Below are 23,825 nucleotides of genomic sequence, written 5' to 3' on the forward strand. Positions count from 1 at the left end.
ATCTACCTTACCTAGCCGCGGCAGTAGTTTATTTGACAAAAAACTAGTCTGATGGCCGACTCCCTACCCCCTGTTTCCGACAACTCAACGCCGCACTTCAAGCGTGCGCTCACCCTCTTCGACGCCGTGATGCTCGTGACGGGCAGCATGATAGGCTCGGGCATCTTCCTCGTGTCGGCCGACATTGCCCGGCAGGTGGGCTCGGCGGGCTGGCTGCTGGTGGTGTGGCTGCTCACGGGCCTCATTACCATGGCCGGCGCCATCAGCTACGGCGAGTTGGCGGCTATGTTCCCCAAGGTAGGCGGGCAGTACGTGTACTTGCGCGAGGCCTTTGGCCGATTAGTGGCGTTTCTATACGGCTGGACGCTGTTTCTAGTAATTCAGACGGGCGTTATCGCGGCCGTGGCCGTGGCCTTTGCCAACTACACGGGGGTGCTGGTGCCGTGGTTTTCGAGCCAGCACGTGCTCTTTACCCTAGGGTCGTTCAGCTTTACCACGGTGCAGCTGCTGGCCATTGCGCTCATCATGGGCATCACGGCCATCAATGCTCAGGGCGTGCAGTCGGGCAAGCTGATTCAGAACGTGCTGGGCTCGACCAAACTGGTGGCACTGGCGCTGCTCATCATCTTTGGGCTGGCGCTGGGGCTGAATGCCGACGCCGTGCAGGCCAACTTCCACGACCTCTGGACGGCCACGCGCTCGCCCGCGCCGGGGGTAGCGGGGGCCACCGTGCCCCTAGGTACCGGGGCGCTCATTATCGGCATTGGCATGGCCATGACCGGCTCGCTGTTCTCGTCCGACTCTTGGAATAACATCGGCTTCGCGGGCGAGGAAATCCAGAACCCCGAGCGCACGCTGGTGCGCAGCATGGCCATCGGCACGGCCATCGTCACGGCGCTCTACATTCTTATCAATGTGGTGTACCTGCTGGTGCTGCCCCTCAAGGGCTCGCCTGAGGCTACCACGCTGGCGGGCCGAGGCATCCAGTATGCCGCCGACGAGCGCGTGGCTACGGCCGTGGCCGAGTCGGTGATGGGACCTAGGGGCGCCATTGTGCTGGCTGTGCTCATCATGCTCAGCACCTTCGGAGCCAACAACGGCATTATCCTGAGCGGGGCGCGGGCCTACTACGCCATGGCTAAGGATGGCCTATTCTTCCCGTCACTGGCTACCCTCAACCGGGCTGGGGTGCCGGGCCGGGCACTGTGGGCGCAGTGCCTGTGGGCCTGCCTGCTGTGCCTGAGCGGCCGCTACGGGCAGCTGCTCAACTACGTTATGTTCTCGGTTATCCTGTTCTACCTCGTCACTATTATCGGCATTTTTGTGCTGCGCCGCACCCGGCCCGATGCACACCGCCCCTACCGCGCCTGGGGCTACCCGGTGCTGCCGGGCATCTACGTAGCGCTGGCCTCGGCCTTTTGCATTATCCTGCTCATTGCGCCCGACACGGCCGAGTATTCGCGCTACGGTCTAGGGCTGGTGGCCCTAGGGCTGCCCGTATACCTGCTTTTTGGCCGGAAGATGGGTGGGGCCTAATCTTGCGCTTCGCCCTGGCTTTTCACCTTTTCACTTTCACATGTCCTCCTTTTTTCTCAGTGGCCTGCTCGTAGCGCTGGCCGCTACTACCGCCTTGGCGCAGCCTACTCCTCCCGCTCGCCGCTGGCTCAATGCCCCTAAGCAAGTGACGCGCACCCCCAAGGGCCTGCGGGTGCAGGCAGAGGGCGGCACCGATTTTTGGCGCGTCACGCACTACGGCTTCATTCGCGACAACGGGCATTTCTACTTTCAGGAGCAAACCGGTGATTTTGAGGCTAAAGTAAAGGTAGTGGGCCAGTACCGCGAGCTCTACGACCAAGCCGGCTTGATGATTCGGCTCGATGAGAAGAACTGGATTAAAACCGGCATCGAGTACGTAAAAGGCGTGCAAAACGTGAGCGCCGTTGTCACGCGCGAGGTATCCGACTGGTCGGTGGTGCCCCGGCAAGACAGCCCGGCAGCGGTTTGGCTCACACTACTGCGCAAGGGCGACTACGTCGAAATCAAGTATTCCTTCGATAACAAGGACTTTAAGATGCTGCGCCTCGCGTACTTTCCGCCCACTCCCGGCCGCAGCGTGCAGATTGGCCTGATGTGCGCCGCGCCCGATGGCAAGGGCTTCCCAGTCGAGTTCGAAGACTTTACTGTAGCGCCGCTCGCGCCGGCCAAGAAATAACTGGCCCGGCCACGCTGCCGCTTATTAAAAAAGGCCCCGCAACCTACGTTGCGGGGCCTTTTTGCTACCTATGCTCAGGTTAAGCACCTAGGGTACTAACGAGCCTTCGCGCTCACGGCTAGCTTTATTGAAATGCCGTCTTCAAACGGTCGGCCGCGTGGTTCTGCGCCTCATTGGCGAGCGGCACTACATCGTAGGTACCAAAAAACTCGTGCGTGGTGCCCGTGTACAACGTGTAATCGACGCTTACGCCAGCGGCGGTCAGCCTATCGCGCAACGACATACCTTCCGTCTGGAGCGGGTCGATTTCGGCGGCGATAATGGTCGTGGGGGGCAGCCCCCGCAGGTCGGCTACGTCTACGAGCGAAATCAGGCGGTTGTCGCCGTCAGCAGGAGAATTAAAATACAGCCCGGTAAAATATTGAATATTAGGCCGATTCAGCGGTACTGCGCTGGCGTACTGATTGTAGGAGGCAGTAGACAGGTTGTTGTCGGCCACGGGGTACACCAGCAGCTCGTGCGCGGGCAGCGTGGCGCCGCGCTCGCGAGCCAGGATGCACACGGCGGCGGCCATGTTGCCCCCGGCACTTTCGCCAGCTACCGCAATCTTGGCGGGGTTCACCTTCAGCGCGGCGGCATTGTCGCGCACGTACTTGTAGGCGGCGTAGGCATCTTCGTGAGCAGCCGGAAACTTGTTCATCGTTTCGGAAGCCAAGCGGTAATCAACCGAGAACACGATGGCCCCGGTGCGGTCGGCCAGCGCCTTGGCCGAGGGCTCGTACACATTGAGCGAGCCAATCACCCAGCCCCCGCCATGATAGTACACAATGGCCGGGCGCGTGCCATCGGCCGCCAGGTTGGTCGTATTAGAGCTAGCCGGGGTGTAGATACGCACCGGCACGCCATCAGGGGCCGAGTTATAGGTATTTGGCGACGGCGCGGGCAGCACGCGCTGGCTTATAGTCAGACTGGGAGCCGAAGCAGGCTTGTCATTCTTAGCTAGCAGGGTATTCACGGCGTCAGTTACGCTGTGGTTCATGCGGGCCTGGCGAGCGCTGAGGGTAGGTAGCGCCGGGTCGTTGAAGGCAATAAACTGCTCGATAACGGCCCACATCTGGTCGTCTTCGTTGGGCGCGTAGCTGGGCTTGGGCGTAGTGGGCTGCACTAGGTCGGGCGCGGGGTCTTCGACGCGGCACGAGGCCAGCGAGCCACCTAGGGCCCCAGCTATACCGGCTAGCAGCAAAAATCGGGTAAATCCGCCTGCTAATCGGCCGGTAGAAGATGCGTGAGGTTGTTTCATGAGTAGCACTCCGGCAAGAAGAAAAATAAATAAACCGGAGCGTGAAACATGTACGGCGCCGGCTAAACCTAGTTTATCAAAGGCGCCATATCCCCATCTTTTTCTTGTCGTGCACAAAAAAGCCTGTGCTGGTTGGCACAGGCTTTTTTACTATACTTATATACCTACAAGACCCTCAGCTGGTGCGGGCGCCTAGGTAGCTGTTACCGCTTTCGGCGGGCGCTTGCCTTGCTGGGCCGCATTGGTTGGCCATCGGCGGCGGGCACCAGCGTTATGAATAGCGGCTGGCCGTCGCGGCTTTGAGCTACTTCCTGCTCGTAGCCGCTGTAGGCAAAAACGAACGTGTTAGTGCCAGCCGGCACGGGCAGCGAGTAATCGCCATTTGCATCGGTGCTGGTACCGCGGGTAGTGCCTTTTAGCAGTACGGTGGCGCCCACCAGCGGCTGGCCAGCTTCGTCTAGTATGCGCCCCGCCTGAATGCGCCGGGTAGGCGAGCCGATGGCAACGGCGCGGGCCTCGGCCGTCACGTCGCCAGTGCTGGCCGCGGGCGTCGTTTCGGCCGGCGGACGCATGGCTACCCGTGCCGTAGCGGCCACTGGGCGTGAGGCGCGGGGGTCTCCAGGAGCGGTTTTACCCACCGGGGTTTCCTCCGAGCTAGGCTCAATGGCTACGGAGGTAGCGCTAATAGGGTGCGTCGTAGCTACTTCGCTCGTTACGCCACAGCCCAGCACGCCGCCGCTTACAAAACCTACCAGCAAGCCGCTAGCTAGTATTCGTACCAAATGTTTCATTGCCACCGTAGCTGTTTGCGAAGTTAAGTTAGGGCCTTGTTGCTGCAATGTACAACCAAAGCCTTTGTTTGTGCAATGGGCCGCGCTACCCTAGGTGCTCTAAAATAGCGCGGCCAGTTGCACTTTAATAAGCTCAACTATTACAGGCGCTCGTCTTGGGGACGCTGCACCGACTTGCCAGGTGCGTCTTCGCCAAACTGCTGCTCGTGCATCCGAATGCCTTCGCCTTGCTCGTCAAGCTCGTAGCTACCCTCCTGGGTGAAGCCGGGGCCTTGGGCCTGCTCGCCGGCCGTGTCATGGTTGTTGCCACCCTGGGGCTCGGTTTCGGAGCCGCCAATGTGTAGGTTCTGCAGTTGGTCTTTTTGGTCGCTGCGCTGGGTGTAGCCATTGGCGCCCATGTTGCGGTGGGCGCTAGCGTCGTCGCTGTTTTTGTTGTTGCTCTGGTCGCGCTGGTAGTCGCGCTGGGCTTCGAGCTCCTCGTTTTTGGGGTCCACGCTGTTGGTGGGGTTCTGGTTGGCGGGCTCGTGCTTTTGGCCGCTGGCCTGGTTGTCGCTGTCGTCGCCGAACAGCTCGTCGCTGAGTATCATAATCTGAGTGGGTTGAGGAAACGAAGGAAGAGCCTCCGGCAACCGGGCGGGCCGTGCTTAAGTACACGGCCTGCGGCGCGGCCGGAGGTTACTCGGTGTACGCGCCAGCCGGCCCGAAGTTGGTCGGGCGCGGCCCCGGCGGCCGTTTCTTTGCGTTTTATTTTTCTCCGCGCCTTCTCATGGATTTTGGCAAGCTCTACCGCCCTACCCTTTTCAACTCCTGGCAATTTATCGCCTTCGTGGGCCTCATCATGAGCGGCGGGGCTGAGCTGATTATGCGCCTCATCAGCTACCCTAGGCCGGTGGGCTACGGCTGGCTCTATCTGTGCTGGGCGGCGCTGTTCGTAGGCGGCGCGCTGGTCAATGTCTTTGGCAAGCCCAAGCCACACGGGCACCATCACCATCATTGAGATACGAAACGCTAGGTATGAGAACTATACTATCTAAGCCTCTCGTGCCTCCTATCTTCCTAAAAATTCAGCGTTACGGCACGGCTTCCCGGGTAGCGCGCATAGCGCTTAACTCGCAATCCAACTGAACGTATAGCGGCTTCTGTCGGCACAATGAAGGGCGTGGTCTTTTTCTACCCTACCGGCCTGACCTTCCTGCGGCTTCTTTACGTTTCAGCCCCTATGCGTACCCGATTACCAGTCCTCGCGGCCGGGCTGCTGGCCCTCAGCGTTGCCGCCTGCGGCAAAAAGAAAGACGAAGCCAAAAAGGGCCCGCCGCCCATCAAAGAGTACCCCGTGCTGATGGTGCGCCCCGACTCCGTAACGCTCTACCAAGACTACCCGGCCACCGTGCAGGGCCAGCAAAACGTCGAAATCAGACCTAAGGTAGATGGCTATGTAGAAGCTATTTACGTAGACGAAGGCGCCAACGTAAAGAAAGGCCAACGCCTCTTTCACATCTCGGCGCCGCAGTATGAGCAGGATGTACGCACCGCCCGCGCCGGCGTGCTCACGGCCGAAGCCGACGTGAGCACCGCCCGCATGGGCGTGAATAAAGTGGCCCCGCTGGTGGCGCGCGGCATCATCAGCAAGTACGAGTTGGAGGGCGCGCAGTACACCCTAGAGGCCAAACTGGCCGCCCTGGCCCAGGCCAAAGCCACGCTGGCCAACGCCCGCACCAACCTAGGGTACACTGATATTGTGAGTCCGCTCGATGGCGTTATCGGCTCGCTGCCCAATAAGATTGGTAGCTTGGTGAGCAGCACCTCTACCGAGCCGCTCACTACTATTTCGAGCGTCAACAACGTGTATGCCTACTTCTCGCTCAGCGAGAAAGCCTTGCTCAGCTTCACCCGGCGCCGGCCCGGCCGCACCTTACAAGAAAAGCTGAATAAAGTGCCCGACGTACGCTTGGTACTGGCCGATGGCACCGTGTACAAATATCCTGGCCGTGTTAAAACTGCTATCGGCCAGATTGATACCGAAACCGGGGCCACTAGCTTTCGTGCCACTTTCCCCAATCCACAGGGCTTTTTGCGCAGCGGCAGCAGCGGCTCGGTTCGCACCTTCCAGCCCAAGGAAAACGTGCTCATCGTGCCTCAAAGCGCTACTTACGAGCTGCAAGGCAAGCGCTTCGTGTACGTGGTGGGCCAGGACACGGCGGCCCACGCCGTGGCCGTTACTACCACCCCTACCCCCGATGGCCAGTCGTTTGTGATAGACAAGGGCCTGAAAGCCGGCCAGAAAGTGGTACTAGAAGGCGTGGCGACGCTGAAAGAGAATACCAAGTTGAAACCTAGGGTAGTGTCGCAGCAAAAGGCAAAGACCGAGCTGGCGGGGTAAAGCCTAGCAAGTGCTGGCGCGAGTTTAGGTGCAGCCGTAACTAGTGCCTAGGTATGATGTGGAGGCTGTGCCTCACTGCCGCAACGCGGTAAGCGGCGGCTACATACGTCTTGCTAAGCTGACCTAGAGAAAATTGCCGCTAGCGCGGCAGTGGAGTTGAAAACTGCACCTCATAGCCGGCACGAGTTACAGCTGCGCCTAAACTCGCGCCAGCACTTGCTAGCCTGTTAGTACTGGATTAAGTAGAAGATTCTTATGTTAAAAATATTCATCGAGCGCCCGGTGCTCTCCACCGTTATTTCAGTTATCCTCGTGCTGCTGGGAGTGCTGGGCCTCACCACGCTGCCCATTGCGCAGTACCCCGACATCTCGCCGCCCACGGTGCAGGTATCGGCCAGCTACGCGGGCGCCAATGCCGACGTGGTGCTCAAGAGCGTGCTTACACCGCTAGAAGAGCAGATAAACGGCGTGGAGGGCATGACCTACATGACCTCGACCGCTACCAATGCGGGTGCGGCTACTATTCAAGTGTATTTCAACGTGGGCCGCGACCCCGATCAGGCGGCCGTAGATGTGCAAAATCGCGTGGCCAGCGCCACCAGCCTGCTGCCGCAGGAAGTAACCCTGGCCGGTGTAACCGTGCGCAAGCAGCAGAGCAGCAACTTATTGATTTTCGCGCTTTACAGCGATAACCCGGCCTACGACCAAACCTTCCTTCAGAACTACGCCCAGATTAACATCACGCCTCAGATTCGGCGCGTCACGGGCGTAGGCGCGTCCAACGCCTTTGGCTCGCGCGACTACTCGATGCGCGTCTGGCTCAAACCCGATGTAATGGCCATCTACGGCCTCACCCCGTCCGACGTAACAGCCGCGCTGGCTGACCAAAATGTGGAGGCCGCGCCCGGCGCGTTCGGGCAGAATTCTGACCAGAGCTTTCAGTACGTTATCAAGTACACCGGCAAGCTGGTGTCGGCCGAGCAGTTTGGCAATATCGTGCTCAAGGGCACGGCGCAAGGCCAGCTGCTGCGGCTTAAAGACGTGGCCCGCATCGAGCTAGGTGCCCAAGATTATAGCAGCAACAGCGCCACGTTTGGCAAGCCCTCGGTGGGCATTTCCGTAAACCAAACGCCGGGCTCCAACGCCCGCGAGGTTATCGAAAACTCGGTGAAGGTGCTGGAAACCGCCGCCAAGTCCTTTCCGGCCGGCATCCACTACGTGCCGCTGGTGAACATCAACGACTTCCTCGACGCCTCGATTGATAAGGTAATTCACACGCTCATCGAGGCGTTTGCGCTGGTGTTTCTGGTGATTTTCATCTTCCTGCAAGACTTCCGCTCTACCATCATCCATGGCGTGTCGGTGCCGGTGTCGATTATCGGCACGTTCTTCTTTTTGAAGGTCTTCGGATACTCCATTAATATCCTGACGCTCTTTGCTTTGGTACTCGCCATTGGTATTGTGGTCGATGATGCCATTGTGGTAGTGGAAGCCGTACACGCCAAGCTCGAAAACGGTTATTCGTCACCTAGGCGGGCGGCTATTGACGCCATGAGTGAGATAAGCGGCGCCATCGTGAGCATCACGCTGGTGATGGCGGCGGTGTTCCTACCCGTGACCTTTTTGGAAGGCTCCACGGGCGTATTTTACAAGCAGTTCGGTATTACGCTGGCCATCGCCATCATGATTTCGGCCGTAAATGCTTTGACCCTTTGCCCGGCGTTGGCCGCGCTGTTTCTGCTGCCACCCGACCACGGTAATGAGCAGCCCGCTGGCGACCAAGGCTCGGCCGGCGAGCTAGGACCGGATGACGCGAAAGACAATAAAAAGTCCGAAAAGAAAACCTTCCGCCAGCGGTTTAGCATCGCCTTTAATGCTGCTTACGACGCCCTGGTGGCCAAATACACCAAGGGTGTCGAGTTCCTAGGTGCCCACAAAGTGGTGGCGCTGGCGGGCGTGGCGGCCTTCAGCGCGGGGCTGTATTTCCTGATGTCGACTACCCCGAGCAGCTTCGTGCCGGCCGAGGACATGGGCACCATTTTCGTAAACGTGAGTCTGCCCCCGGCCTCGGCCCTGGAGCGCACCACGGCCGTGAATACGGAGGTTGATAGCCTCATTCGCACCATCCCGGCGGTGCGGGGCACGCTGCGCATCACGGGCCAAAACTTCCTGGCCGGCGCGGGCAGCAGCTACGGCATGGTCATCGTGCGCCTCAAGGAGTGGAGCGAGCGCCCCGATATGAATAACACGCAGGTTATCGACCAAATAACGAAGCTCACGAGCCACATCCGGGCTGCCGAAATCCGCAGTATTTCGCAGCCCACCATCACGGGTTTTGGGGCTACCAGCGGCTTCACCTTCCAGCTGCAAGACCGGGGTGGGCACAGTACCCAGGAGTTTTACCAGGTGGCACAGGACTTCTTGGCGGCACTCAACCAGCGTCCTGAAATTCAGTATGCCACCACGGCCTTCAATCCTGGCTTTCCGCAGTACCAGCTGGCCGTGAACGTGGCGAAAGTAAAGGAAGCCGGCCTCACCGAGGCCAACGTACTGAACGCCATGCAGGTGTACTACGGCGGGCTGTACTCGACCAACTTCAACCAATTCGGCAAGCAGTACCGCGTGATGGTGCAAGCCGACACCAGCTACCGCGCCAGCCCCGAGGGCCTGAGTAAAATATTTGTGCGCAATGCCAGCGGCACGATGGCCCCCATCACGGAATTTGTGACCCTGACGCGCATCTACGGCCCCGAAAGCCTCAACCGCTTCAACCTGTTCACGGCCATTTCAGTGAATGGCTCGCCCAAGGAGGGCGTCAGCTCGGGGCAGGCCTTGATAGCCATTCAGGAGGTAGCGTCGCAGAAGCTGCCGGCTGGCTACGGCTTCGAGTTTTCGGGCCTCAGCCGCGAAGAGCAGAAGGTAGGCGGGCAGGCGCTGTACGTATTCGCGCTTTCGCTCATCTTTGTCTACCTGCTGCTTAGCGCGCAGTACGAGAGCTACTTGCTGCCGTTTGCGGTGCTATTGTCCATTCCAATTGGCTTGTGCGGCACGTATTTGTTTGCCAAGGTGATGGGCATTGATAGTAACATCTACTTGCAGATTTCTATCATCATGCTCATCGGCTTGCTGGCTAAAAACGCCATTCTCATCGTGGAGTTTGCCTCGCTGCGCCGGCTGCACGGCCTAGGTATCGCGGAGGCAGCCCTAGAGGGCGCCAAGGCCCGCTTGCGGCCTATTTTGATGACTTCGCTCGCTTTTGTGGCGGGGCTACTGCCGCTGCTGTTTGCCAGCGGCGCGGGCGCGCAGGGTAACCGCAGCATCGGCACGGGTGCAGTGGGCGGCATGCTGTTTGGCACGCTCATCGGGGTATTTTTTATCCCGGTGCTCTACATCATTTTTGAAGGCTTGCAGGAGCGCATCAGCGGCCCGCCTAAAACGCGCGAGCAGATTGATAAAGAGAACGAAGAAGGCGGCCCCAAAGACCCCAAGAAAACAGATGAGCCTAAGGAACACCGCGCCGAGCCGGTAGTAGAGCTAGCGAATGACCATGCGTAATCATCATCTCCGTATAAGCAACAAAACCAGCGTGATGACTACCGCTAAGCTACCTAGGCTGCTCTTACCACTACTGCTGCTGGCCGGCAGTGGCTGCGACATCCTGCGCCCCTACGGCCGCCCCGACACGGCCACCACTGGCCTTTACCGTGACCGTACCCCTACCGACACTACCAGCTTGGCCCAGCGGCCCTGGCAGCAGCTTTTTACCGACCCTAATCTGCAAAAGCTTATTGCCGAAGGCATCGAAAACAACCGCAACTTAAAGGTGGCCGATGCCCGCATTGCACAGGCGCAGGCGTTGCTGGCCCAAAGCCGGGCCGCCTTTTTGCCTAGCCTGACGGGGCGCGCCACTACCACGCTTTCACGGGCAGGTGGTGCATTTGTGAGCACCGGCATTGGTGGCGGCTCCACTACAGTAGGCGGCACCACGGGCACGGGAGTTGGAGGCATTGGTACTGGCACCGGCGGAACGGGTACCGGAACAGGCACTGGTGGTACCGGCACGGGCGGTACGGGTACTGGCACCGGCGGAACGGGTACCGGAACAGGTACGGGCGGTACCGGGACAGGCGTAGGCGGCACTGGCACTAGCACGACCACCGACCAATCGACGGTAGTAACCGGCGGGGCAGCGCACCAATACCTGCTGGGCCTCAGCAGTAGCTGGGAAGCCGATGTGTGGGGCAAGCTACGCAGTACCCGCCGCGCCTACGCTGCCAGCGTAATGCAGAGCGAGGCGTACCGCCGCGTGGTGCTCACGCAGCTCATCGCCGATATTGCCGACAACTACTACTCGCTGCTGGCGCTGGATGCGCAGCTCGAAATAACCCGCCAGACGGTTAAAAACCGCATTCAGGACGTGGAAACCATGAAGCTGCTGCTCGAAGGTGATGTGGTGACCGGGGCCGCCGTGGTGCAAAGCGAGGCCAACCGCTACGCCGCCGAGGTCACTATTCCGGACCTAGAGCGCAACATTCGGGAGGCCGAAAACCTGCTGGCGACCCTCCTAGGTCGCACGCCCGGCCCCATCGCGCGCGGCACGCTAACGGGGCAAGATGCGCCGCCCGAGCTGCTCACGGGCGTGCCCGGCCAACTGTTGCGCAACCGCCCCGACGTGCAGCAGGCCGAGTACGCCTTTGCGTCGAATTTTGAGTTTACTAACGCGGCGCGCACCTATTTCTACCCCTCGTTTACCATCACCGCCAACGGCGGCCTCACCACCACCACGCTCACCAACCTATTTTCGCCTAACGCCATTTTCGCCAGCATCGTGGGTGGGCTGGCGCAGCCTATTTTCAGCCAGGGCCTCAACCGCGCCCGCCTGCGCCGCTCCGAAGCCTTGCAACAAGAATACCTCTATACTTACCAGCAAACCATGTTTGTGGCAGGCCAGGAGGTGAGTAACGCGCTGTTTTCGTACCAAAGTGCGGCCGACAAAAAGCGCATCCGCGCCCAGCAGCTCGCCGCCCTCAACCTGTCGGTCGATTACACCCAAGAGCTACTGCGCGCCGGCTTCGCCAACTACACCGAAGTACTGCAAGCCCAACAAAGCCTGCTGCAAGCCCAGCTCAACAGCGTGAATGACGAGCTTCAGCAGCGCCAGGCCGTGACCGACCTCTACCACGCGCTGGGCGGCGGCTGGCAGTAGTCACCCCAGCCCTAGGTACCCGATATTGCTAGCTGCTCAAGAATACCCGAGCAACTAGCTAGCAATATACTACTTGCCGGCATTATTGACCAGCCCGCGCAGCACTTCTTTGGTTTTGCTAACGTGGTCGGTGGCCCCGCTCATGGAGTTGAAGATGTAGGCAATTTTGCCTTGGGCGTCGATAACGAATGTGACGCGGCCCGGTAGCAAACCTAGGAAAGCCCTAGGTACCTCGTACTGCTTACGTAGCGTCCCACTGGTGTCGGCCAGCAGCGGAAATGGCAGCCGGTGCTTCTGGGCAAACTTCTGGTGCGAGGCTTCGCTGTCAGAGCTTACGCCCACTACCACGGCGCCTAGGTCCAAAAAGTCCTCGTATTGGTCGCGAAAGGCGCAGGCCTCGGCCGTGCAGCCGGGCGTGTCATCCTTGGGGTAGAAATACAGTACTACCGGCTTGCCGCGCTGGTCGGCTAGGTGAAAAGTACTGCCGCTGCCAGTGGGCAGGGAAAAATCGGGGGCTTGGTCGCCGAGCTGAAGCATAATGAGGATAATAAAAGGTGAGAGGTGAACAGCCGAACTCACAATTGTTCTGCTGCTCACCTCTCGCTAGTTCGCTTTTGCGCTTATTTCGTCAGCCAGCCGTTGGCGTCCATCCAGTTTTGCAGGCGCTCTATCCACTGGTCTTTGGTGGTTTTATTGTTCATGCCAAAGCCGTGGCCACCTAGGGGGTAAAGGTGCATTTCGGTGGGCACGTTGTGGCGGTGCAGAGCCTGGTAGAAAACAACGCTGTTTTGCACGGGCACTACCTTGTCATCCTCCGCATGCACGAGGAAGGTGGGCGGCGTTTGAGCCGTCACTTGCAGCTCGTTCGAGTACAGCCGCACTTGGTCGGCGCTCGGCGTCGCCCCTATCAGGTTGTTGCGCGAGCCGGCGTGTTTGAGGCTGTCGCTGAAGCTAATAACTGGGTAGATTAGCATCAGAAAGGCCGGCCGCACCGACGTGGCACCGGGGTTAGGGCCCACGGGCTTGGCAAAGTGCGTGCCCGCCGTGGCAGCTAGGTGACCACCCGCCGAGAAGCCCATCAGGCCAATGCGCTCGGGGTTAAGGTTGTACTTGGGCGCTTGCTCGCGCACCAAGCGCAAGGCCTGCTGAGCATCGAGCAGCGGCGCGATGCTGGGGTCGGGCTGGCTTTGGCCGTTGGGCAGGCGGTACTTGAGCACAAAGGCCGCCACGCCCATCTCGTTTAGGCGCTTGGCTACGTCGTGGCCCTCGTGGCCGCTAGCCAGCATGGCGTAGCCACCGCCAGGGCACACAATAACCGAGGTGCCAGTGGCTTTTTCCCGCGGGGGCAAGTACACCGTGAGCGTGGGCTGCACCACGTTAGAAATCCGCCCGTCCGTGTTCACCTCCTGCACGCGGCTGGGCTTCGAATCGGGGATAGAGCCGCTATAGAGCGGCAGCACGGGGCGGGGCACTTCCTCGAGGGGCGTAGCCGGCACCTCGGCGGCTTTATCTTCTGGCTGGCTCATGGTAGACGCCGGCGCAGCCGGCTTGGCCGTTTTAGCTGCTTTGGGGGCTTTGGTAGCTTTTGGCGCTTGCGCCAGCACCGCTTGCGTAGTGCCCAGCCCGAGGGCGAGCAGCAACATCGTTCTTTTCATAAAGCAAGAAATAATGCCCATTAGCGGGCAGTGGGACCACTTTACGCGCCGCGGCCGCTGCTGTTGCCAGTATGCTACCTAGGGCGCCTCCCTAGGCGCGCTAAAACCGAACCTCGGCCGCCACCTGCACCGACTGCCACTTAAACTCCCGCACTGCCGAGCGCTGCCCGATGCCCACGTGGTTTAGCCCTTGCAGGTAGCGGGCGCTCAGGCTCAGGCTGCGCCACACGCTCACCTCCAGGCCCGCCGTGGCACCTAGGCCGCGCTCTTCGGTGTCGTGCGTGATATTAGTGGTTTGGCCGCTGGCTTCCTGCTCCGCTTTCAGCATTAGGTCAAACTGGGGGCCTGCCACCACCGCCAGGCGGGGCAGCACGCGGTACTTCAGCAGCAGGGGCAGCGACAGGTACTGCATCTGGTAGCGAGCGCCGCCGCTAATCTCGCCGCTCTGCTGCGAATACAGGTATTCCTGCTGCAGCGCAAAGTGGTCATTCAGCCCTACTTCTACCAAAGCTCCCACCACAAACCCGGTCTTCCACTTGGTATCCACGGGCACCACGGGCTTGGGCTCGCCCATGTTGAAGTTGGTATTCGACTGGTTCAGCCCCAGCCGCAGCCCGAAGCGCACCGGTAGCCGGCGCGTGGACGGCGCATCGGCCGCGGCTTGCGCGCTAGCAGATGCCGCCCAGGCACCTAGCAGGCAGGTAAGTACTGCTTTTTTCACAAAGCAAAGCCCCGGATTTTGCCGAGACCGTGCAATATAGCGATACCTAGACGCTTAGCCCAGGCGCCGCCGCAGCACCTTGGCTACGCTATCGAGCCGGCGGGTCATCAGCTGCGCTACCTCCGGGTCGGTCAAGTCGATGCGTTGGTTGCGGGTGATGAGGTAGCGCGCCAAGGTCGCGTTCTCATCCAGGGCAAACACCAGTTCGTGCTGCGCGTCTTCCCATTCTGTGGCTTGGTCGGCCGACAGGTAGCGGTAGCGCAGTTCTATGGTTTGAGTTACGAGCTCAGACAGGCGCGTGAGCACCTCTACTTCGGCTGTAGATGGCACGCGGTATTCCTTGCCTATAACGGCCAGCATACCGAGCCGGGCGCCATCGCTGGCAATAAGGGCAGCTCCTACGTAGAAATTCAGCCCAATGGCCTGGGCTACATCGGGCTTGATGAGATTACAGCTCTCTGGCTTATAGTCAGATATTACGACCATCTCATCTGTCGAAATCGCTGCCGAGCACATGCTTTCGCTACGCACCAGGCCGTTTATTTCTGGCCCACCCGTGCGCGACTTAAACCATACGTAGTCTTCGTCGACGAGTGAGATGAGGGCAATGGGCGTGTTAAATAGCTGCGCGGCCCAGGCCGTGTAGTTATCAAATACCAGCTCGGGCGTCGTGTTTACGATGGCAAACTTATGCAGCGTCCGCAGGCGGGCGTCGTCGTGCGCTGGTATCAGCGAATCTGGAAAGGATGTGAGCATCAACTAGAGGCTGGCTTAGTAATTGGCCTCGCTACCCGGCAAATCAATTAAAATAAATTCGGCATCCTTGCTGGCCGTAATCTCCACTACTTCCTCGGCCGTAAGGCGAGCTTGGTCGTTCGTATTCAGGGTCGTACCATTTATAAGCAAGCTACCCTGCTTTACGTAGATAAAGGTAAGGCGGATTGCGAATGTCTTGAAGGTAATCGTCTTTTCGGCGTCGAGCCGCGCCCAGTATATTGTGCTGTTTGAGTTCATGTACACCACGTCTTCCAGCACTTTTTGGCCGGTCACGAGGGGTATTAGCTCGTTTTTCTTGCTGCTCAAGAAGCCTAGGTCCTTCTGCTCGTAGCTGGGGGCCAGGCCCCGCTGGGTGGGCATAAACCACAGCTGATACATGTGCAGCTGGCTGTCTTGGCGGTTCATTTCGCTGTGCGCCAGGCCGGTGCCGGCCGTCATGCGCTGCACCTCGCCCGCCGTGATGCTGGTGCGGTTGCCCAGCGTGTCCTCGTGGCTTACTTCGCCTTCCAGCACCAGCGTCACGATTTCCATTTCGGAATGCGGGTGCTGCGGAAAGCCATTTTGCGGGGCCACCGTGTCGTCGTTGAACACGCGCAGCGGCCCGAAGTGCATATTGCCCTTGTCGAAGTAGTCGGCAAACGAGAATAGAAAATACGAGCTGAGCCAAGTGGCCGGTGCGGCGTGGTGGCGCTGGGCCGCCGAGATGTAAGCGAGCATAAGGCAGAGAATTTTAGTGGACTTACGCGAGGGAATCGCTGAAGTTAACGATTGCTTATGCCGTCCACCCCAGCTAGCATCCTGATACTATTGCCATTCAAGTAGTTAACCCCTTAGCTCACCTTGGCCGATTACGCCGCGGCCCTGCTTGCCTGCCCGCAGGACTTAGGTTTGGCACCAAATATGTACTACCCATCTCGACAGTAAAGGCCGGCTTTCGGCCGGCTTTTTTGTGCCCTAGGTAGTCGGGTTTTCTATTTCGCGGGCCAGCTCGGCGTACCACGCCGCGCCATATTTGCGCTCCAGGGGCTCCTTCAAAAACTTGTAAACTGGCACCCCCAGCTTGGCCCCAAACGAGCAGGCTGGCGAGCAAATGTCCCAGCGGTCGTAGTTCAGCGCCTCAAAGCCTTCGTATTTAGTCACGCGAATGGGGTACAAGTGGCAGCTAATCGGCTTTTTAAAGTCGGTAACGCCCGCCAGATACGCCTGCTCGATGCCGCATTTCAGAATGCCCTGCTCATCGTAGAGCGCATAGGCACACTCGCGGTCGTTGATGGTGGTGGTGCTGTAGTCGCCTTCCCAATCCTCAATATACAGGCCTTGCTCGGCAATGGCCTGCTTACCCGCCTCGGTCAGAAAGGGCTCTATCTTAGCGTACTCCTGCTTCAGAATATCAAGCTCTTCTAGCTCCAGCGGGGCGCCTAGGTCGCCTTCTACGCAGCAGGCGCCCTTGCAAGCCCCGAGGTTGCAAACGAAGAACTGCTCGGCTACGTCGTCGGAAATAACGGTATTTTGGATAACAATCATGGATGGGGGCTGAATTTATAGGCTATAAAAAGCGGTTAGCTAACGGGGTGGTCGGCCGCGGGCTTGCTTAGCAAGCGGCGCGGGTGCTGCCAAAAACGGTAGCACAAAGATACCGCTCGCCCACCCGCCCAACTTATCTTTGTCAGCTAGCCGCTTTGGCACCTAGGGCCACCGCAGCCCCGCGGCGCCTCCCTTTTACCAAAAGCTAACGGCTAGCTGCTACTAGCTAACAGCTTACTTTAGATGGCTTTAGATTATCACGCTCTCCTCAATCCCTCGCAGGCCGCGGCGGTGCTCCAAACCGAAGGCCCCTGCATGATTATTGCCGGCGCCGGCTCGGGCAAAACGCGGGTGCTCACCTATCGCATTGCCCACTTGCTCGAGCAAGGCGTTGACCCATTCAATATCCTGGCCCTCACCTTTACCAACAAGGCCGCCAAGGAGATGCGCGCCCGTATTGAGAAGGTAGTGGGCCCGCAGGCCAAAAACCTGTGGATGGGCACCTTCCACTCAGTATTTGCCAAGATTTTGCGCACCGAGGCCGAGCGCATCGGTTTTCCGCGCTCGTTTACCATCTACGACACGCAGGACTCGAAGACCCTTATCGGGCAGATTGTGAAGGAGCTGGAGCTAGACGACAAGCTCTACAAGGCCAGCACGGTCTTAGGTCGCATTTCGGCCGCCAAAAACAAGCTGGTGTCGGTGCAGCAATACGTCAACGACCCCGTGATTCGGCAGGACGACGAGGCGGCACTGCGACCCAAGATTGGCGTTATCTACCAGCAATACCAGCAGCGCTGCTTCAAGGCCGGCGCTATGGACTTCGACGACCTGCTGTTCCAGACCAACGTGCTCTTCCGCGACCACCCGGATATTCTGAACAAGTACCAGAATAAATTCCGGTTTGTGATGGTGGACGAGTACCAGGATACTAACTATTCGCAGTACCTCATCACCCGCAAGCTGGCAGCTAAGGAGCGCAATATCTGCGTAGTAGGCGACGATGCGCAGAGTATTTATGCCTTCCGCGGAGCCGACATCTCGAACATTCTCAACTTCGAGAAAGATTACCCCGAGCTGAACGTATTCAAACTGGAGCAGAACTACCGCTCGACCAAGAACATTGTGTGGGCGGCCAATTCGGTTATTAAAAACAACCAGGAGCAGCTGCGCAAAAACGTGTTTTCGGACAACGAGGATGGCAACCTCATCGAGCTGATTAAGGCGGCGTCGGACAACGAAGAAGGCAAGCTGATTGCGCAGTCGATATACGAGGACAAGATGAATCAGCATCTGTCCTACGACAGCTTTGCCATCCTCTACCGCACCAACGCCCAGAGCCGGGCCATGGAAGAAGCCCTGCGCAAGCTCAACATCCGCTACAAGATTGTGGGCGGCTTGAGCTTCTACCAGCGTAAGGAAATCAAGGACTTAGTGGCCTACCTGCGCCTCACCGTCAACCCTAACGACGAGCAGGCACTGCGCCGGGTTATCAACTACCCCAAGCGCGGCATCGGCGACACAACTATTAGCAAGCTGATAAACGTGGCTGAAGAAGCCAACCACACCATTTGGGAAGTGGTGAGTAACGCCGAGCAGTTTTTGCCGGCCCGCGTGAGCAACCCAGTTGTGGGCTTTGCCGAAAAAATCAAGAGCTACACCATCGTAGCGGGCAAGGAAGACGCCTTTGAGGCGGCCAAGTTCATTGCCAAAAACTCGGGCATGATTGAAGAGTTGTACGCCGATAAGAGCATCGAGGGCTTGTCGCGCTACGAGAACATTCAGGAATTGCTCAACGGTATCAAGGAATACACCGACGACCCTGAGCGCGAAGACAAGTCCCTAGGTGCCTTTTTGCAGGATATTGCCCTCGTAACGGACTCCGACCTGAAGGACGCCGCCCAGGAAGGCGAGGCCGTGACGCTGATGACTATCCACTCGGCTAAAGGGCTGGAATTCCGCAACGTATACATCGTGGGCATGGAAGAAAACCTCTTCCCGAGCCAGATGATGATAACCTCGCGGGCTGACCTAGAGGAAGAACGCCGCTTGTTTTACGTAGCCATCACGCGGGCCGAGAAGAAGCTGACGCTCAGCTACGCTACCTCGCGCTACCAGTGGGGCAACCTGCGCAGCTGCGAAAAGTCGCGCTTCTTGGACGAGATAGACCCGCAGTTCCTGAACGTGAAATTTGCGGCTGGGCCGGCGGTGGGCGAGTCGCCCTTCCAGCACGTGTTTGAACGCCGCTCGAACCTTGTGGCTGCCCCTGTTCGTAAAGTAACGCCGACCAAGTACGTGGCCCCGGCCGACTTCAAACCTTCGGATACGAGTAACTTGCAGGCCGGTCAGCGCGTTGAGCATCCCAAGTTCGGCTTTGGCCAGGTGACGACGCTGGAAAAGCAGCAAGGCACCGTGAAGGCAATTATTCAGTTTGAAGAAGTTGGCGAGAAAACGCTGCTGCTGAGCTTTGCTAAGCTGCGGGTGCTATAGCGCGTCATGCTGAGCAAAGCGAAGCAGCTTGTGAGGCTCTTTTGAACTCCCATTCTAATGCGCGCCAATAAGCTGCTTCGCTTTGCTCAGCATGACAGCCACTCTTTGTTTGGCGCGACCAATTATTACTTAATGCAAGAAACACCCACCCCCCTGCCCTTCCACCTGCAACTGCTGGTGCGCGAATATGGGCAAAGCACCTACCAGCTCATTCAAGGGCTGGCTCAGATTGAAGACGTAGCCGAGCGCACGCGCCGTGCCGCCGGCATCGTGCAAATGATGCTGCGCCTGCGCCCCAGCCTGCGCGACCAGCCCGACGTTCAAACCCGCCTCTGGAACCACCTGCACGCGCTGGCAGGCACCGACGTGGCCCTCGACGCCCCCGTGCCGCTGACGCCGCCCCGCCTATATGCCGAGCGCCCCAAGCGCGTGGAGTACCCGCGCCAGGCTCCGAAGCTGAAGGCTTATGGCCGCGGCGTGGAAGCCCTGGTGGCCAAGGCCATTACCCTAGGTGACCCCACCGAGCGCGAGCAAGCTGCCGTGCAAATTGGGCGCACCATGAAGTTTTTGTACCGCCAGCACAACAAGGAAAACGCTAAGGATGTGACCATCATCCGGCACCTGGCCGAGCTGTCGGGCGGGCAGCTCAAGCTTGACGTGCAGGCCGTGGCCGACCAAGGCTTGTTTGAGCTTGCTAACATGCCCGCTACCGCACCTAGCACGCAGCGCTCTGCCGGTAGCCAATCGAGCAGCCGGCCTGAAGGCCGCGACAACCGAGAGCGCCGCGCTGAGCGTCCTGAGGGTGCCGCTTCTGGCTTTGGCAATAATAAAAAGCGGGATAAAAAGCGTAATAAAAAATTTCGCTCCGAGCCTCAGCAACCGCCGCAGTAGCTTTGCAGCTTGATTGGCGGGGCTTTTTAAGTCGTTCGGCCAATTGCTACTTGTTCATTGTTAATTGATAATTGGAAAAGAATGGCTGCATTTGAAGTACGCGGCGGACAGAAGCTGCAGGGGGAGATAATCCCGCAAGGAGCTAAAAATGAGGCGCTCCAGATTCTGTGTGCGGTGTTGCTCAGCCCCGAGCCCATCACCATCAGCAACGTGCCCAACATTCGGGACGTGAACAAGCTCATTGAGCTGCTGCGCGACCTAGGGGTGAAAGTGGGCCGTGTGGCTCCTGACACCTATGTATTTCAGGCTGAAGACGTACATATCGATTACCTCGATACGCCGCAATTTGTGGCCCAAGCCCGCGAGCTCCGCGGCTCGGTAATGCTCCTAGGCCCCCTGCTGGCCCGCTATGGCCGCGCCCAGCTGCCCAAGCCGGGTGGCGATAAAATCGGCCGCCGCCCGCTTGATACGCACTTTGTAGGCCTCGAGAAGCTGGGCGCCCAGCTCACGCTCGAAGGCACCGACTTTTACCGCCTGCACGTAGCCGGCAAGCTACACGGCGCCTCCATGCTGCTCGACGAAGCTAGCGTGACTGGCACGGCCAACATCGTGATGGCGGCCGTGCTGGCCGAAGGCACCACCACCATCTACAACGCCGCCTGTGAGCCTTACTTGCAGCAGCTGTGCCGCATGCTGGTGCGCATGGGCGCTAATATTCAGGGCATTGGCTCTAACCTACTCACCATTGAGGGGGTAGAGAGCCTAGGGGGCACTGAGCACCGTATGCTGCCCGACATGATAGAAATCGGCTCCTTCATCGGCCTCGCGGCCATGACGGGTTCCGAAATCACCATCAAAGACTGCCAGATTCCGGAGCTGGGTATCATCCCCGATACCTTCCGCAAGCTGGGTATCAAGCTGGAGTTCCGCGGCGATGACATTCACATTCCGGCCCAGGAGCACTACGAACTGGCGACCTACCTCGACGGCTCCATCCTTACCGTGAGCGACCACACCTGGCCGGGTTTCACGCCTGACTTGCTGAGCATTATCCTGGTAGTAGCCACCCAGGCCAAGGGCACGGTACTGATTCACCAGAAGATGTTTGAGTCGCGCCTGTTCTTCGTGGACAAGCTCATCGACATGGGCGCGCAGATTATTCTCTGCGACCCGCACCGCGCTACAGTTATCGGGCTCGACCGCCAGAAGCAGCTGCATGGCATCACCATGTCGTCGCCCGACATCCGGGCGGGCGTGGCGCTGCTCATCGCCGCACTCAGCGCCGATGGCAAGAGCACCATCCTGAACGTGGAGCAAATTGACCGCGGCTACCAGAACATTGATGAGCGCCTGAATGCCCTAGGTGCTGATATTCGCCGCGTGTGAGGTTCAAGCTAAATTTAAGTTTGACGCTATAACTAGCTTGCTTCCTGCGGGAAATAAAAAAGCCTGGTCAGTACTGACCGGGCTTTTTTAGTGGGCAGGTGGGTTACCCGCTCGGGGAAGCTGGATAAAGAGACAGCTGCGCAGCTGAGTTTTTTTTCCTTCAGCTTTCCCCCCCTTTTTTCTGATGAAACGCCTGATTTATCCGGCCCTGCTCGGGCTGGCATTGGCAGGGTGCAGCTCAGCCTCAACCGAGCAAAGCGCTACCAGCTCAACCGAACCTACAGCTAACCAGAAGGTTATTACGCCGGGGCCGGCCCCAGAGGTAGCTGCGCCATCCGAGGCGACTACTGCGTTCGCCGCCCCGGTACCCGCCGCCCGCTCACTAGGGCGCGATGTGGTGTACCAAGGCGAGCTCAATTTGGCAGTAGATAATTTTGAGCAGGCATCGGCGGGTATCAACCGGCTGCTGGCGCGGCACGATTCTTACTTAAGCACGGCGCACGAAGAGCGGGCCAACGGCCAGCAGCGCCAGGAAATGACGATAAAAGTGCCGCCGACCGAGTTTGCCGCTCTGGTGGCCGACCTCAGCCGCCTAGGTCATGTCGAAAACAAGGACATCGCCTCGACCGATGTCACGGCCGACCTAGTGCAAGCCGCTACCAACCTAGCGGCCAAGAAAACAGCCGTGTCCAAGTACCAGCAGCAGCTTGCCACCGCTACCAACCCTGCCGACGCGCACCGCCTCGAAGAGCAAACCCGCCAGCTGCGCCTCGACCTGGCCGCCGACCAAGCACGCTTGCAGCAGCTCGGCGCACGCAGCACTTGGGCCGTGCTTACGCTACGCTATTACCAGGTGCTGCCGACTCCCGAGCCTACTGCCCCGCTGCCCCAGTTTGCGCCGCAGTTTTTAGCTGCTTTCTACCGCGGCTGGTCGGTGGTACTCAGCATCTTGGTTGCGCTCACCAATTTTTGGCCCCTAGGGCTGCTGGGGGCTGCGGGCGTGTGGGCGGTGCGGCGCTGGCAGCGGCGCCAAGCCGCGGAGCTGTAGGCGGTATGCATTTGTGGCTTTAATGGCATCTGTTGAGGGCACCTAGGCCACCTGCCGCGCACGCAGCTTGGCTGGGGCTGTTCTTTTCACCCATTCTCTTTTAGGCATGAAAAAGTATCAATGGTTGGCCATCGGGCTGGTGGCTAGTATGCAATGGGGCTGTCAGCAGGCCGCTGAGAAGAGTGGAAGCACCGAGACATTAGAATTAAAAGAAAATGTGGTGATGGACGCTCTGCCGCCTCCCCCGGCCGCATCCACTCCCCCACCTCCAACCATTGACTCTGCCGCCGCGGTCGCCGAGGCTAAGGCTGCTGCGCCAATGGCCCGACTGCTCGTTTATCATGCCGAGGTACGGCTCAGAGCGGCCAGTATGCGCCGCGCTATACCCCAGCTAGATAGCCTAGTGCACCGCAGCAGCGGCTACCTCAGTAGCGCCGCTGAAACCCGCGCCGACGGCGAGTGGCGGCAGGTAACTACCCTGCGGGTGCCGCCTTCCCGGTTTCAAGCGCTGCTGAGCGGCTTGGCGGGCCTAGGAACCATCGAAGAGAAAAAGCTGAGTACCGACGACGTAACCGCCGAGCACGCCGATGTGGCAGCGCGCCTCCAAACCAAGCGCGCCGTGGCGCAACAGTACACCGCGCTGCTTGGCAAAGCTCAAAAAATCAAGGATATTCTGGACATTGAGGAAAAGCTAGGCGAGGTACGCGAAGAGATAGAAGCGACCGAGAGCCGACTCAAAACCCTGAACAACCAGGTAGCCTATTCCACCATCGAGCTTACGCTCTACCAGCCGCTGCCGCAGTCTGTGCCCGATGCCCCAGTCGTGTCGCTAAGCAGCCGTGCCGTCGAAGCCTTTTACGATGGGTGGCAACTGCTTACCTCGCTCTTGATTGGCGCCATTAACCTCTGGCCAGTATTGGTGCTCGGGGCGGGCGGCTGGGTGCTATGGCGACGCCGCCGGACGCGGGCCCATCATCTAGCAGTGCCGCGCCCGCCAGCCCCTGCGGCAGTTTCCTAACGCAAAAGCGGCCGCTGCATACCTAGGAGGATGCAGCGGCCGCTTTTATTATTTAATCGACTAATCTTTAGTCAACTACCATATCTACCACGCTCGTTACCAACGACAGGGCCAGGCTGAAAATTAGCGCGCTCAAAAAGCCCGTGACCGAGAAGCTGCTCATCAGATAGTCGGCGAGCTTCACGATGATGACGTTAATAACCAATAGGAAAAGACCTAGAGTTACTAGCGTAATCGGAAAGCCAATGAGCTTGAGTATCGGCTTCACAGTGGCATTGAGTAGCCCCAGCACGATAACTAGGATAGCCGCGCTGCCCACGCCATTGAGGTGCACATTGGGCAGCACCTGCGCCAAGCCGTAGGTAAGCACAGCCGTGAGAATGAACTTAATCAGGATTTTGCCCATGTGAGTGAAGGTGTTTGGGT

At 59.1% G+C, this 23,825-nt stretch carries 21 protein-coding genes; 11 read left to right on the forward strand and 10 right to left on the reverse strand.

Annotated features, from left to right (window positions below; genetic code table 11):
- Positions 1-51 precede the first annotated feature (51 nt).
- Positions 52-1,536: an APC family permease gene (locus JAO77_RS15005; protein ID WP_198991191.1), complete on the forward strand. Its 1,485-nt coding sequence runs from the start codon at positions 52-54 to the stop codon at positions 1,534-1,536.
- Positions 1,537-1,576: 40 nt separating this feature from the next.
- The gene (locus tag JAO77_RS15010) at positions 1,577-2,212 is read left to right on the forward strand and encodes a DUF1349 domain-containing protein (RefSeq protein WP_198991192.1); all 636 of its coding nucleotides are present in this window, start codon (positions 1,577-1,579) and stop codon (positions 2,210-2,212) included.
- A 124-nt stretch (positions 2,213-2,336) separates the two neighbouring features.
- Here the strand turns inward: JAO77_RS15010 and JAO77_RS15015 are convergent, their stop codons facing one another.
- The 3 genes from JAO77_RS15015 to JAO77_RS15025 all read right to left on the reverse strand — a co-directional run bounded on the left by JAO77_RS15015 (position 2,337) and on the right by JAO77_RS15025 (position 4,890).
- The gene (locus JAO77_RS15015; RefSeq protein ID WP_198991193.1) at positions 2,337-3,512 is read right to left on the reverse strand and encodes an alpha/beta hydrolase; all 1,176 of its coding nucleotides are present in this window, start codon (positions 3,510-3,512) and stop codon (positions 2,337-2,339) included.
- 203 nt (positions 3,513-3,715) lie between these two features.
- Entirely contained in the window at positions 3,716-4,303 is a 588-nt protein-coding gene (locus JAO77_RS24190) for a carboxypeptidase-like regulatory domain-containing protein (protein ID WP_235998448.1), read from the reverse strand.
- Between the two features lie 140 nt (positions 4,304-4,443).
- Complete coding sequence (locus JAO77_RS15025) at positions 4,444-4,890, reverse strand: hypothetical protein (RefSeq protein WP_198991194.1); 447 nt, start codon at positions 4,888-4,890, stop codon at positions 4,444-4,446.
- A 53-nt stretch (positions 4,891-4,943) separates the two neighbouring features.
- Here JAO77_RS15025 and JAO77_RS15030 point away from each other — a divergent pair, with 53 nt between their 5' ends.
- The 4 genes from JAO77_RS15030 to JAO77_RS15045 all read left to right on the forward strand — a co-directional run bounded on the left by JAO77_RS15030 (position 4,944) and on the right by JAO77_RS15045 (position 11,889).
- Positions 4,944-5,300 (forward strand): hypothetical protein, encoded by a 357-nt coding sequence (locus tag JAO77_RS15030; protein ID WP_198991195.1) that lies wholly within the window; start codon positions 4,944-4,946, stop codon positions 5,298-5,300.
- 222 nt (positions 5,301-5,522) lie between these two features.
- Positions 5,523-6,683, forward strand: a complete 1,161-nt coding sequence (locus tag JAO77_RS15035) for an efflux RND transporter periplasmic adaptor subunit (RefSeq protein ID WP_198991196.1) — start codon at positions 5,523-5,525, stop codon at positions 6,681-6,683.
- 255 nt (positions 6,684-6,938) lie between these two features.
- Positions 6,939-10,238 carry an efflux RND transporter permease subunit gene (locus JAO77_RS15040; protein WP_198991197.1) on the forward strand — a complete coding sequence of 1,100 codons (3,300 nt, stop codon included), beginning with the start codon at positions 6,939-6,941 and terminating at the stop codon, positions 10,236-10,238.
- 34 nt (positions 10,239-10,272) lie between these two features.
- Positions 10,273-11,889, forward strand: a complete 1,617-nt coding sequence (locus JAO77_RS15045) for an efflux transporter outer membrane subunit (RefSeq protein ID WP_198991198.1) — start codon at positions 10,273-10,275, stop codon at positions 11,887-11,889.
- A gap of 69 nt (positions 11,890-11,958) precedes the next feature.
- Here the strand turns inward: JAO77_RS15045 and JAO77_RS15050 are convergent, their stop codons facing one another.
- From JAO77_RS15050 to JAO77_RS15075, 6 genes are all read right to left on the reverse strand, one after another.
- Positions 11,959-12,426 (reverse strand): peroxiredoxin, encoded by a 468-nt coding sequence (locus tag JAO77_RS15050; RefSeq protein ID WP_198991199.1) that lies wholly within the window; start codon positions 12,424-12,426, stop codon positions 11,959-11,961.
- An 83-nt stretch (positions 12,427-12,509) separates the two neighbouring features.
- Positions 12,510-13,544, reverse strand: a complete 1,035-nt coding sequence (locus JAO77_RS15055) for an alpha/beta hydrolase (RefSeq protein ID WP_235998449.1) — start codon at positions 13,542-13,544, stop codon at positions 12,510-12,512.
- Positions 13,545-13,644: 100 nt separating this feature from the next.
- Positions 13,645-14,265, reverse strand: coding sequence for a porin family protein (locus tag JAO77_RS15060; protein ID WP_198991200.1), 621 nt, complete (start codon positions 14,263-14,265; stop codon positions 13,645-13,647).
- 54 nt (positions 14,266-14,319) lie between these two features.
- Positions 14,320-15,021, reverse strand: coding sequence for a GAF domain-containing protein (locus tag JAO77_RS15065; RefSeq protein ID WP_198991201.1), 702 nt, complete (start codon positions 15,019-15,021; stop codon positions 14,320-14,322).
- Between the two features lie 15 nt (positions 15,022-15,036).
- Entirely contained in the window at positions 15,037-15,759 is a 723-nt protein-coding gene (locus JAO77_RS15070; RefSeq protein WP_198991202.1) for a pirin family protein, read from the reverse strand.
- Between the two features lie 237 nt (positions 15,760-15,996).
- On the reverse strand, positions 15,997-16,566 hold the full coding sequence (locus JAO77_RS15075) for a DUF3109 family protein (protein WP_198991203.1): 570 nt from the start codon (positions 16,564-16,566) through the stop codon (positions 15,997-15,999).
- Positions 16,567-16,809: 243 nt separating this feature from the next.
- Between JAO77_RS15075 and JAO77_RS15080 the strand changes: the two genes are divergently transcribed.
- From JAO77_RS15080 to JAO77_RS15100, 5 genes are all read left to right on the forward strand, one after another.
- Complete coding sequence (locus tag JAO77_RS15080; RefSeq protein ID WP_198991204.1) at positions 16,810-19,056, forward strand: ATP-dependent helicase; 2,247 nt, start codon at positions 16,810-16,812, stop codon at positions 19,054-19,056.
- 132 nt (positions 19,057-19,188) lie between these two features.
- Positions 19,189-19,947 (forward strand): DUF4290 domain-containing protein, encoded by a 759-nt coding sequence (locus JAO77_RS15085; protein WP_198991205.1) that lies wholly within the window; start codon positions 19,189-19,191, stop codon positions 19,945-19,947.
- A gap of 81 nt (positions 19,948-20,028) precedes the next feature.
- The gene (murA, locus tag JAO77_RS15090) at positions 20,029-21,333 is read left to right on the forward strand and encodes a UDP-N-acetylglucosamine 1-carboxyvinyltransferase (protein ID WP_198991206.1); all 1,305 of its coding nucleotides are present in this window, start codon (positions 20,029-20,031) and stop codon (positions 21,331-21,333) included.
- Positions 21,334-21,517: 184 nt separating this feature from the next.
- On the forward strand, positions 21,518-22,381 hold the full coding sequence (locus JAO77_RS15095) for a DUF4349 domain-containing protein (protein WP_198991207.1): 864 nt from the start codon (positions 21,518-21,520) through the stop codon (positions 22,379-22,381).
- 106 nt (positions 22,382-22,487) lie between these two features.
- Complete coding sequence (locus JAO77_RS15100; RefSeq protein ID WP_198991208.1) at positions 22,488-23,399, forward strand: DUF4349 domain-containing protein; 912 nt, start codon at positions 22,488-22,490, stop codon at positions 23,397-23,399.
- Between the two features lie 67 nt (positions 23,400-23,466).
- Here the strand turns inward: JAO77_RS15100 and JAO77_RS15105 are convergent, their stop codons facing one another.
- Positions 23,467-23,805 (reverse strand): phage holin family protein, encoded by a 339-nt coding sequence (locus tag JAO77_RS15105; protein ID WP_198991209.1) that lies wholly within the window; start codon positions 23,803-23,805, stop codon positions 23,467-23,469.
- Positions 23,806-23,825 lie beyond the last annotated feature (20 nt).

It is taken from the genome of Hymenobacter sp. BT559 (genome assembly GCF_016427535.1).
GTDB lineage: Bacteria > Bacteroidota > Bacteroidia > Cytophagales > Hymenobacteraceae > Hymenobacter.

What these genes read in the sequence shown, in the direction of transcription:
- JAO77_RS15045 (WP_198991198.1), top strand. Translation starts at nt 10,273, where the DNA reads ATGACTACCGCTAAGCTACCTAGGCTGCTCTTACCACTACTGCTGCTG.
- JAO77_RS15085 (WP_198991205.1), top strand. Translation starts at nt 19,189, where the DNA reads ATGCAAGAAACACCCACCCCCCTGCCCTTCCACCTGCAACTGCTGGTG.
- JAO77_RS15070 (WP_198991202.1), bottom strand. Translation starts at nt 15,759, where the DNA reads ATGCTCGCTTACATCTCGGCGGCCCAGCGCCACCACGCCGCACCGGCC.
- JAO77_RS15025 (WP_198991194.1), bottom strand. Translation starts at nt 4,890, where the DNA reads ATGATACTCAGCGACGAGCTGTTCGGCGACGACAGCGACAACCAGGCC.
- JAO77_RS15035 (WP_198991196.1), top strand. Translation starts at nt 5,523, where the DNA reads ATGCGTACCCGATTACCAGTCCTCGCGGCCGGGCTGCTGGCCCTCAGC.
- murA (WP_198991206.1), top strand. Translation starts at nt 20,029, where the DNA reads ATGGCTGCATTTGAAGTACGCGGCGGACAGAAGCTGCAGGGGGAGATA.
- JAO77_RS15100 (WP_198991208.1), top strand. Translation starts at nt 22,488, where the DNA reads ATGAAAAAGTATCAATGGTTGGCCATCGGGCTGGTGGCTAGTATGCAA.
- JAO77_RS15040 (WP_198991197.1), top strand. Translation starts at nt 6,939, where the DNA reads ATGTTAAAAATATTCATCGAGCGCCCGGTGCTCTCCACCGTTATTTCA.
- JAO77_RS24190 (WP_235998448.1), bottom strand. Translation starts at nt 4,303, where the DNA reads ATGAAACATTTGGTACGAATACTAGCTAGCGGCTTGCTGGTAGGTTTT.
- JAO77_RS15015 (WP_198991193.1), bottom strand. Translation starts at nt 3,512, where the DNA reads ATGAAACAACCTCACGCATCTTCTACCGGCCGATTAGCAGGCGGATTT.
- JAO77_RS15080 (WP_198991204.1), top strand. Translation starts at nt 16,810, where the DNA reads ATGGCTTTAGATTATCACGCTCTCCTCAATCCCTCGCAGGCCGCGGCG.
- JAO77_RS15065 (WP_198991201.1), bottom strand. Translation starts at nt 15,021, where the DNA reads ATGCTCACATCCTTTCCAGATTCGCTGATACCAGCGCACGACGACGCC.
- JAO77_RS15095 (WP_198991207.1), top strand. Translation starts at nt 21,518, where the DNA reads ATGAAACGCCTGATTTATCCGGCCCTGCTCGGGCTGGCATTGGCAGGG.
- JAO77_RS15050 (WP_198991199.1), bottom strand. Translation starts at nt 12,426, where the DNA reads ATGCTTCAGCTCGGCGACCAAGCCCCCGATTTTTCCCTGCCCACTGGC.
- JAO77_RS15010 (WP_198991192.1), top strand. Translation starts at nt 1,577, where the DNA reads ATGTCCTCCTTTTTTCTCAGTGGCCTGCTCGTAGCGCTGGCCGCTACT.
- JAO77_RS15075 (WP_198991203.1), bottom strand. Translation starts at nt 16,566, where the DNA reads ATGATTGTTATCCAAAATACCGTTATTTCCGACGACGTAGCCGAGCAG.
- JAO77_RS15105 (WP_198991209.1), bottom strand. Translation starts at nt 23,805, where the DNA reads ATGGGCAAAATCCTGATTAAGTTCATTCTCACGGCTGTGCTTACCTAC.
- JAO77_RS15005 (WP_198991191.1), top strand. Translation starts at nt 52, where the DNA reads ATGGCCGACTCCCTACCCCCTGTTTCCGACAACTCAACGCCGCACTTC.
- JAO77_RS15055 (WP_235998449.1), bottom strand. Translation starts at nt 13,544, where the DNA reads ATGAAAAGAACGATGTTGCTGCTCGCCCTCGGGCTGGGCACTACGCAA.